Annotated in this window: 2 protein-coding genes; both read right to left on the bottom strand. The window is 65.7% G+C overall.

What is annotated here, in order from left to right:
* A partial coding sequence (locus GY769_20525; protein ID MCP4204306.1) for a hypothetical protein occupies nt 1–371 on the bottom strand: 371 nt, incomplete at its 3' end.
* Between the two features lie 304 nt (nt 372–675).
* Nucleotides 676–1,254, bottom strand: a complete 579-nt coding sequence (locus GY769_20520) for an RNA polymerase sigma factor (GenBank protein MCP4204305.1) — start codon at nt 1,252–1,254, stop codon at nt 676–678.
* Between the last annotated feature and the right edge of the window lie 61 nt (nt 1,255–1,315).

Raw genomic sequence — 1,315 nt, 5'->3', positions numbered from 1 at the left:
GCGCCGTGGCACATCTCGCAGCTGACGCCGGCGAGCTCCGGCGTGGTCTCGAGGTCGACGAAGCCGCCTTCCTTGTTGTAGCCGGTGGTGTGGCAGGGCAGGCAGGTCGCGTCGGTGGTGTAATCCTCGGCCGGGTCGAGGCCTGCCTCGACCTTGGCCTCGGCGCTGATCCCCGGCCCCAGCACCTCGAAGGTCTTCGCCATCCTGGTCTCGGCCCAGGACTTGTACTCCTTGAGGTGGCACTTCTTGCATTTCTTGGTGCCGACGAAGGCATGCTCGGCCTCCTCGGCGACGGACGCCGGCAGGCCGGTGAGCAGGGCGACGAGGGCAACGTGGACCGGCGAAAAGCGAAACAGTCTGGAGTGGACCATGGAGATCTCCTTCTTGGTCTGAGATGGATTCGGCTGTCGCACTCACACTCGACATCCTAGAAAGCCCGTGGCGCCCGGACCATCGGTGATCGGCTGATTTTCGGCTTCCGAAAGGAGGACCGGCTCGGCTTCGGCGCCGCGATGGTCTACCCGGACTGCCGTCTGACCTTGTTCCATCGCGGACAGCATGGCCCTCTTGTACAGTCGTTCCCGGAAGACCTCCTGTCCCCCTTCCGTGCTGACGTGGTCGGTCCGGCGATCGGGGAAGAGGCGGAGAAGAAAGCCGAGTCGTAGACCAACCCGGTCAGCCGGACCGCGCTACGGGTTTGCGATCGCAGCGCAGGACGCTCTCCTCGTCGTGGTAGAAGCTGCACTCTTTCTCGAGCGCCGCCTTCAGACGCTTGCGAGCGCGGTGGATCCGGATCTTCGCCGTCGCCAGCGAGCAGCCGCTGACCCTCGCGGTCTCGGCGCCGGTCAGCCCTTCCAGGTCATGGAGGATCAAGGCCGCACGGTAGTCCTCCGGCAGGCTTTCGATCACCTCGCGGACGCAGTCGCTCATTTCGTCGAAAACCAGCCGGTCGTCGACGTCGACGTCGGGATCGCCGGGCTCTGCCGCGTCGTCGACGTCGACGATCCGGACCCGGTTCTCCGGCCGCCGATAGTGGTCGGCGGCGACCCGGGTGGCGATGGAGAAGGCCCAGGTCTTGATGCTGGAACGGCCTTCGAAGCCCGGCAGGGCGCGGGCGATCTTCAGCAGCGTCTCCTGGAGGAGGTCCTGGGCGGTGGAGCGGTCCCCCGAAAGGCGCTCGAGGTAGCGTTGGAGGGGGCTCGAGAGCTCCGTTGCCACATCCTCGAAGGAGGGGTGAGAGGCTTCGTCCGGCATCTGTTCAGGATACCCTTTCCGGACCATTGCGCGAGCTCCTACGGTGTTGGTGTCGCGTCTT

Source organism: bacterium (assembly GCA_024224155.1).
Classification (GTDB): domain Bacteria; phylum Acidobacteriota; class Thermoanaerobaculia; order Multivoradales; family JAHEKO01; genus CALZIK01.
Note: the sequence above shows the minus strand (reverse complement) of the source record. Positions and strands in the feature narration are given on the sequence as shown.

Bases quoted from the DNA above. Each gene is read 5' to 3' on its own strand.
- GY769_20520 (MCP4204305.1), bottom strand. From the start codon at position 1,254: ATGCCGGACGAAGCCTCTCACCCCTCCTTCGAGGATGTGGCAACGGAG.